At 67.5% G+C, this 6,266-nt stretch carries 8 protein-coding genes and 1 pseudogene; 3 read left to right on the top strand and 6 right to left on the bottom strand.

What is annotated here, in order from left to right; translation table 11 throughout:
* The 5 genes and pseudogenes from ACFV4N_RS37940 to ACFV4N_RS37920 form a co-directional block, all read right to left on the bottom strand.
* A pseudogene (locus tag ACFV4N_RS37940) lies at positions 1-359 on the bottom strand (cell division protein FtsK); the annotation flags it as partial.
* A complete protein-coding gene (locus ACFV4N_RS37935; RefSeq protein WP_499677507.1) occupies positions 356-967 on the bottom strand; it encodes a hypothetical protein in 612 nt (203 codons plus the stop codon). The gene ACFV4N_RS37935 and the pseudogene ACFV4N_RS37940, both read right to left, overlap by 4 nt.
* Positions 964-1,296 carry a hypothetical protein gene (locus tag ACFV4N_RS37930; RefSeq protein WP_499677506.1) on the bottom strand — a complete coding sequence of 111 codons (333 nt, stop codon included), beginning with the start codon at positions 1,294-1,296 and terminating at the stop codon, positions 964-966. The genes ACFV4N_RS37935 and ACFV4N_RS37930 overlap by 4 nt, the downstream gene beginning before the upstream one ends.
* Positions 1,293-1,622 carry a WhiB family transcriptional regulator gene (locus tag ACFV4N_RS37925; RefSeq protein WP_499677505.1) on the bottom strand — a complete coding sequence of 110 codons (330 nt, stop codon included), beginning with the start codon at positions 1,620-1,622 and terminating at the stop codon, positions 1,293-1,295. Before ACFV4N_RS37925 ends, ACFV4N_RS37930 begins: the two co-directional genes overlap by 4 nt.
* A complete protein-coding gene (locus ACFV4N_RS37920) occupies positions 1,619-1,813 on the bottom strand; it encodes a helix-turn-helix domain-containing protein (protein WP_499677504.1) in 195 nt (64 codons plus the stop codon). Before ACFV4N_RS37920 ends, ACFV4N_RS37925 begins: the two co-directional genes overlap by 4 nt.
* A 167-nt stretch (positions 1,814-1,980) precedes the next feature.
* Between ACFV4N_RS37920 and ACFV4N_RS37915 the strand changes: the two genes are divergently transcribed.
* The 3 genes from ACFV4N_RS37915 to ACFV4N_RS37905 all read left to right on the top strand — a co-directional run bounded on the left by ACFV4N_RS37915 (position 1,981) and on the right by ACFV4N_RS37905 (position 4,420).
* Positions 1,981-2,364 (top strand): XRE family transcriptional regulator, encoded by a 384-nt coding sequence (locus ACFV4N_RS37915; protein ID WP_499677503.1) that lies wholly within the window; start codon positions 1,981-1,983, stop codon positions 2,362-2,364.
* A gap of 137 nt (positions 2,365-2,501) precedes the next feature.
* The gene (locus ACFV4N_RS37910; RefSeq protein ID WP_499677502.1) at positions 2,502-4,073 is read left to right on the top strand and encodes a transcriptional regulator; all 1,572 of its coding nucleotides are present in this window, start codon (positions 2,502-2,504) and stop codon (positions 4,071-4,073) included.
* Positions 4,070-4,420, top strand: a complete 351-nt coding sequence (locus ACFV4N_RS37905; RefSeq protein WP_053714951.1) for a hypothetical protein — start codon at positions 4,070-4,072, stop codon at positions 4,418-4,420. The genes ACFV4N_RS37910 and ACFV4N_RS37905 overlap by 4 nt, the downstream gene beginning before the upstream one ends.
* Here the strand turns inward: ACFV4N_RS37905 and ACFV4N_RS37900 are convergent.
* Complete coding sequence (locus tag ACFV4N_RS37900; RefSeq protein WP_499677501.1) at positions 4,409-5,998, bottom strand: transcriptional regulator; 1,590 nt, start codon at positions 5,996-5,998, stop codon at positions 4,409-4,411. The genes ACFV4N_RS37905 and ACFV4N_RS37900 overlap by 12 nt on opposite strands.
* Between the last annotated feature and the right edge of the window lie 268 nt (positions 5,999-6,266).

Raw genomic sequence — 6,266 nt, 5'->3', positions numbered from 1 at the left:
GCCACAGCACCGGTCACCTTCCACCGGAACAGCGTCAAGGCGCGAATCTCCACAAACTTGTCCGCCAACTTCTCGGACTGCTCCGCAGCCTCCCGGTAGTCCCGCACCCGAACCCACCGCCGCCACGCCCGAGCCGCTACCACCGCTCCCCTGCCGACCCCGCCGACGAACCGGCCCGGGAGGCGCACGAGCCAACCGATGGTATCTTTCGACCAACACTGAAGCAATCGTGACGATTTGAAGTGCGGTGATACGCCCACCCGACGCCAACCGCTCCCCAACCGCCGAACCAACGTCTTCGGTTCACCGACCAACTCGCCATCGAGCACCGGCTCAGCGGGCACCAGGTCGCCGTTCATGAACGGCCCCCGTCCTCGGCGAGCGCCGCTGCGAGTCGTGACGACAGCCCACGTGAGCACCCGGTGACCTCCCGGACCCACGCTGGCGTCACCTTCACGTCCGGCGTCCGCGCCGCCCGAGCCACCGCGAGGTAGTCCGCGAACGACGTCCGCGGAGCCGCTGGCGCCGGTACCGGCGGAGCGCTCGGCGCGGCGTTCACGGCCGCGCCGAGCTTGTCCCGCAACTCCGTGACCGCCTCCGCCGCCACGAACACGACCAACGGCGGCACCGAGTGCAGCACCACGAGCGCCGCCGAGCCGGCCACGAACGCGCTCCAGGTGTTCATGACGTACGTGGCCGCGAGCGTGAACCACTTGGCCGCCCGCACCCATCCGCCCATCCGGACGCCGTACCGGGCGGTGACCTGCTCGGCCCGCAGGATCGCCAACAGCACTAGCGACACCATCGGATCGAGCAGCCACGCCGCACACCACGCGAGCGACCACACCGGCGCACCGGCCGCCGCGAACTGCTGGACGTTGGTCATCGTGAACGCCAACCCGAGCAAGATCCCCGTCCAGCACAACCGGTCGACCTGCCGAGCCACCCGCTCGACCGACTCACTCATCGCCGCTCACCCCGACGCCGAGACGGCTCGTACGTCGTCACGGTCAACGCCCGCGTCAGCGTGTAGGACGCAAAGAACGCAGGCACGGCGAGCACCGCCAGGAGCAGCCACCCGTGACCGCGATGGGTGATCACCACCCACTGAACAAGCACGATCAACACCGCGTTGACCGCCACTCGACCGGCGAGCGACACCAAGCGAGCACCACTCCGCGCCGCATTGGCCGCAGCCTTCGCACGACGTGCACCAGCTCGCCACACGAGCAGCAGCACCAGGACCACGCCGACACCGGCCAGCACCTGAGTAGGCGTGAGACTGAGGGCGTTCATGAACGCGGCCCCCTCTCAACCCGTTCACCACGTCGCAGCCAGTGCGGGTACAGCTCCCGCCGATCCTCGGCAGCCAGCGCACCCCACACCCCCACGGTGTCCTCGCCGGCGGTGCGCAACTCCAGTTCCAAGCACTCATCCCGCACCGGGCAGCCAGCGCACATCCGCGCGGCCAGCTCCCGACCGGTCAACTCCTCATCGGCCCACGGTGGCGAGTCCGTGAACGCCCACATGCACAAGCCGTCACGCCCGACGACCTCGGCCAACACCTCACTCGGCACCCACCGGAGCCGGTCCAGCTCCCACGCGATCGAGATCAGGTTCACGGCGTGCCTCCCGAACGGGGCTCGCCGAGCAGCCGCACCAGCACATTCGCCGGGATGACGAACCGGCCGCGCCGCCGCACCAGCGGCAGCCGCCCGAGCCGAACGGCGCGGTGCACGGTCGCGGCCTCGACACCGAGCAGCCAAGCGGCCTGCCGAACGGTGTAACCGGAGGAAGACAGAGAAGTACGCATCAGAAAAGCCCTTCGACTAAACGAGCTGTCGATTTCAGCTCTAAATTGCTGATTTCAGCGCAACGGAAGGCGTGTTTGATCGCACCCGGCGCGAAATGCGCCGTGTCACGTCACGGAACAGCGGAAGACGGCTAATCTCAGCGCTGAGGCGGAGCGCGGAGGAATACGTGTCGGAAGATTGGGCGGCAGTCGCCAAGGCCATCAACCAGCGCGTGAATGAGCTGGGTTGGCGTCAACGGGAGCTTGCGGAACGCTCGCACGTCTCCCAAGCGATCGTGCGCGAGATCCAGCACCACACAGTCGAGCGCCGCCGCAGCCCGCGGACCCTGGAGTCCCTGTCGACAACCCTCGGCTGGCACCCGCAGCACCTCGACGCCGTGCTGCACGGCCGAAGGCCACCGGAAGCCGACGAGCCGATCACCAACCCGACCGACAGCCTGTGGTCCCGTTTGGACGGTTTCGAGCAGCGACTCAACGACATCACCGAACGTCTCGACGACCTCAAGTCGGACCTCTCGACCGTCATCGAACACGTCCGCGACCGCCGCTAGCGCCGAGCATTTCCGCTGGTGGAGCGAGCTGTTTTCCATGGCTCAATTCCACTGCGAAGACGCGCTCAGCCCCATGCATCACCGATGCACATCCACTGCACAACCAGTGCACATCGCTCCGGGGGGATAGCGAGAAGATGAGCCTGCACGAGGGCTGGACCGGCCGAACCGCCAGCGCACTCCAGGCGGCCCTGCGCCTCACCAACGAAGCGTTCGCCGAGCACCTGGGAATCGCCGTCCGCACGGTCGCTGGCTGGCACCAGAAACCGGACCTCAAGCCGAAGTCCGAGATGCAACAGCTCCTCGACACCGCCCACGACCAGGCCGGCGCAGCCGTCAAGGCCCGGTTCGCCGCCCTGATCGCCGAACCGAAGCTCGACCTCCCGGACGGCGCGGCAGCCGACGCCGAACTACGGCTCAGCTCAGACCCGAACATCGTCGCCGCGCTGGACTGGCTCGACCAGCACGCAGGCTGGGAGCCGGGAACCGCACGGCGCGATGTCGCCGCCCGCCTCGTGCGCCTCGACGTCCGCGCACTACAGGATCGAGGCGTCCGCCGAGGTCGGGTGAACCAACGGGACACCGCACGCGCGCTCGCCGACTACTACGGCACAACCACCACCGGCCACGGCCGCTACGCCGCCCGCTTCGGCTCCACTACCCGCGCAATCACGACCGTGTTCACGCACCCGGACTGGCTCGACCTCGACTGCCCGCTCATCCCGGCTCACGACCAACTCAAGCTGTCGACCGTAACCCCGGACGATCACCAGCCGATGAACGAGGAGAGCGCCGGACGAGCGGCCCAACGGCTGGCCGAAGCGCTGGCGCTCGGCAATCGCATGGTCAACATGCCGCTCTATCGACTGCTCGATCTGGGCGTACAGCGGCACCAGCTCGGCGGCAGCGTCGGCGTGACGAACTTCGTGGGGTACGTGGTGACGATGGACCTGCTCGAAGGCGAGCTGGTCGACGCGCTCACCACCGGCCAACCGATCAGCCCCGGTGCCCTACCTCTCCGCGACGCCTACCTACCCGACCTGCCGTCGGTCCTCGACGTCTCCGGCCGCATGTGCGCGGGCGGCGCTCTTGCCTTGACCGCGATCGCCCGGCCAGCCGACCCGTTCCGCGGCGAGGCGGACTACCTCCTGCTGGTCCAGGAACGCTCAGGTCACGTCATCAACGCCGCTCGCCGCCTGGCCGTGATCCCCAAGGGCTTCCACCAGCCGCTGACCGACTACCGGGCCGACGCCCAGATCGGCGCGACGCTCCGCCGCGAGATGGAAGAGGAGCTGTTCGGCCGCGACGACATCGACAACACGGTCGGCGACCAGCGCCACGCGGACCCGATGCACCCGACTCGCCTGTCCGAGCCGATGCGCTGGCTGCTCGCCGAGCCGGGACGTCTGCGGATGGAGTGCACCGGCTTCGGCCTGAACCTCGTCAGCGGCAACTTCGAGTTCGCCAGCCTGATCGTCATCGAAGACGAACAGTTCTGGACGGAGTTCGGCGGACAAGTCCGAGCGAACTGGGAAGCATCGAACCTCCGCCAGTTCTCCAGCCTGGACACCGAGGGCCTAGAAGAACTGGCCAACGATGTAGCGTGGAGCAACGAAGGACTGTTCGCGCTCCTCCAGGGCCTCCGCCGCCTACGACAAATCGGCGGAAGTCGCGTGAACCTGCCAACGATCGAATGGGAGACAGAGTGACCGCCAACTGGCAAGCCGGCAATGCCAACGAAGACGGCGCGGTGACCCGCGGCTGGCTGGTAGGCCACTTCATCGACCCGTCCGAGGGCGTCCGGTCCCAGAAGGACGTTGAGGTCAAGTGGTTCAACCACCCGGCCGGCGACAAGCGTGTCGAGTGGACCTCCGACGACCAGCGGACGACCCTGGTTCTGTTGGTACAGGGCAACTTCCGCGTTGACACCACCGAGGGCAACACCACCATGACCCGCCCCGGCGACTACGTGATGTGGGGCGCTGGCGTCGACCACTCGTGGGAAGCGCTCGAAGACTCGACCGTCCTCACGGTCCGCTGGCCGTCACAGACCTGACACCTCGATCGCCGGCAGCGCCACCCGCTGGCCACCGATCTCCGCGAGCCGCCGAAGTCCTTGGAGCAACGCGAACAACCCTTCGTTGCTCCAAGACTCGTGCGTCACCAAATCGGCAATCAATTCGTCATCAAGGCTCGAATACAACCGCAGCCCCGACGCTTCCCAGTTGACCTCAACCGTCCCGCCGAAGCGCGTCCAGAACTCTTCATCTTCGATGACCACGAGACTGGCGAACTCGTAATTCCCACTCACGAGGTTGAAGCCGAACCCAGTGCATTCCGTCCGCATCCTGCTCGGATCTTCGCGCAGCCACCTCATCGGCGCAGACCACCGCCCTGGGTGCATCGGCGCAGCCGCGCGCCCTTCCCCCACCGTCGTGTCCACCTCGTCGCGGCCGAACAGCTCCTCCTCCAGTTCACGGAGCAGGGTGGCGCTGACCCGAGCGTCCGCCCGCACATCAGTCAACGGCTGGTGGAAGCCCTTGGGCACCACAGCCAGCCGCCCGGACGTGTTAAGCACATGCCCAGAGCGCTCCTGCACCAGCAGCGCGTAGTCCGGCGCCCCACGGTACGGATCACGCGGACGAGCGATGGCACACAGCGCCAGCACACCGCCTGCGCACACGCGTCCCGGCAGGTCGAGCACGGCATCGAGACTCGGCAAGAACTCGTCCCGAAGTTGCAGCGCACCCGTTCCCGCGCCAGAGACCACCGCCTCGACCAGCTCGCCTTCGAGCAGGTCCGCCGTCAACGCGTACTCGGCGAAGTCCACCAGCCCCACCGTGCCCTCGATGGCCGACCCGACGTCTACACGCAATAGCCGGTAGAGCGGCAGGTTCATGACCCGCACATCCAGCGCGGCCCACTCTGCGAGCCGTACCACAGCCGCTTCCGCCGCCGCTTCACTCAGGGCAGCGCGCGGGCCATCACGACGACCGGCGAGCACCAGGCGGTCGTTCTCCGCCGTCAACGAAGCGGGCTGATCAAGCCACTCGGGACGAGCAAGGATGCTGGTCCTGACGTCCTCGCCACCACAACGCATCCGGTACATGTCGTACTCCGCGACTCCACGGCGGTAGTACGCACGGAGCGCACGAACGATCTGTTCCCGACTCACCCTCGTGCGCCGATACCGCCGGTCGACCAGCGTGCCCGCCTCGAACGTGGAGAGCTTGGCGTGAACCTTCGCCCGGCTCTCCCCTGGTGCCCAGCCAGCCCGCTCGTCCAACCAATCCGGCATGTCAGCCAAGTCGGCGTTCGCACGCACATCCAGCTTGCCGACGTCGTTCCCCGCGGACCCAGCAGCCGAAGGCTCCGCCAACAGCTCGTGGATGCTGGTCCGGAAGATCTTCTCCAATAGCCGAGCAGTCACCGGCCGAACCGGCCCCAGCGGCTGACCGGCCGACCTCCGCCCCGCAGCCAGCCTGTGGAGGTGGCGCAAGCTGATCGTGCCGGGTTCGCCAGCCTCCCGCGCGAAGACCTCGACGTACTCGGCGAACTCCTCCAGCGTCTGCTGTCGCTCCCAGATCTTCTGCTCAAGTACCGTCCGCGCCGTTCGCATGACCACCTCACTCACCGGCTGATTCTGCGCTGACAAGCCGTTGATTTCAGTGTGTCACGACGTAGCTGCCACCCGTCCCGAGCCCTGTCCCATCACGCCAGCCCGTCCCGACCGACAGGACACCTCGCGCACTAGGCTTGACCGGCGCAAACAAGCCAAAGTGACGACTGGGACGGGACACTCCAACCTGTCCCAAACGCACAAAACGGCCGTGCGCCGCGCCAGGCGGAAGGATGGGTGGCGCCCGGCCGGCCCCGCCCCAGGGGGGGGGGGGGGGGGTCCC

Source organism: Actinosynnema sp. NPDC059797, from assembly GCF_042732085.1.
In the GTDB taxonomy this organism is placed as follows: Bacteria; Actinomycetota; Actinomycetes; order Mycobacteriales; family Pseudonocardiaceae; genus Actinosynnema.
The sequence above is the reverse complement of the archived record's forward strand: the minus strand, read 5'-3'. Positions and strand labels throughout refer to the sequence as shown.